At 52.4% G+C, this 1,234-nt stretch carries 1 rRNA gene (running past one end of the window); it reads right to left on the bottom strand.

Annotation, left to right across the window (positions count from 1 at the left end):
- Window positions 1-1,168: ribosomal RNA gene (locus tag JGF26_RS22290) — 23S ribosomal RNA — on the bottom strand; it reaches 1,778 nt to the left of the window's first position.
- Window positions 1,169-1,234 lie beyond the last annotated feature (66 nt).

Raw genomic sequence — 1,234 nt, 5'->3', positions numbered from 1 at the left:
GTCGCTGCCGCAGCTTCGGTGCATGGTTTAGCCCCGTTACATCTTCCGCGCAGGCCGACTCGACCAGTGAGCTATTACGCTTTCTTTAAATGATGGCTGCTTCTAAGCCAACATCCTGGCTGTCTGTGCCTTCCCACATCGTTTCCCACTTAACCATGACTTTGGGACCTTAGCTGGCGGTCTGGGTTGTTTCCCTCTTCACGACGGACGTTAGCACCCGCCGTGTGTCTCCCGTGATAACATTCTTCGGTATTCGTAGTTTGCATCGGGTTGGTAAGCCGGGATGGCCCCCTAGCCGAAACAGTGCTCTACCCCCGAAGATGAGTTCACGAGGCGCTACCTAAATAGCTTTCGGGGAGAACCAGCTATCTCCCGGTTTGATTGGCCTTTCACCCCCAGCCACAAGTCATCCGCTAATTTTTCAACATTAGTCGGTTCGGTCCTCCAGTTAGTGTTACCCAACCTTCAACCTGCCCATGGCTAGATCACCGGGTTTCGGGTCTATACCCTGCAACTTAACGCCCAGTTAAGACTCGGTTTCCCTTCGGCTCCCCTATACGGTTAACCTTGCTACAGAATATAAGTCGCTGACCCATTATACAAAAGGTACGCAGTCACACCACGAAGGTGCTCCCACTGCTTGTACGTACACGGTTTCAGGTTCTTTTTCACTCCCCTCGCCGGGGTTCTTTTCGCCTTTCCCTCACGGTACTGGTTCACTATCGGTCAGTCAGGAGTATTTAGCCTTGGAGGATGGTCCCCCCATATTCAGACAGGATACCACGTGTCCCGCCCTACTCTTCGAGTTCACAACCTGTGCATTTTCGTGTACGGGACTATCACCCTGTACCGTCGGACTTTCCAGACCGTTCCACTAACACACAAGCTGATTCAGACTCTGGGCTGCTCCCCGTTCGCTCGCCGCTACTGGGGGAATCTCGGTTGATTTCTTTTCCTCGGGGTACTTAGATGTTTCAGTTCCCCCGGTTCGCCTCGTTAACCTATGTATTCAGTTAACGATAGTGTGACGAATCACACTGGGTTTCCCCATTCGGACATCGCCGGGTCAAAGGTTCATATCACCTCGCCGGCGCTTTTCGCAGATTAGCACGTCCTTCATCGCCTCTGACTGCCAGGGCATCCACCGTGTACGCTTAGTCGCTTAACCTCACAACCCGAAGATGTTTCTTTCGATTCACCATCGACTTGCGAAAATTTGAGAGACTCGAACACA

The sequence above is a fragment of the Enterobacter sp. E1 genome (assembly GCF_016809815.1).
In the GTDB taxonomy this organism is placed as follows: Bacteria; Pseudomonadota; Gammaproteobacteria; order Enterobacterales; family Enterobacteriaceae; genus Enterobacter; species Enterobacter adelaidei.
This window is presented reverse-complemented; position numbering and strand designations above follow the sequence as displayed.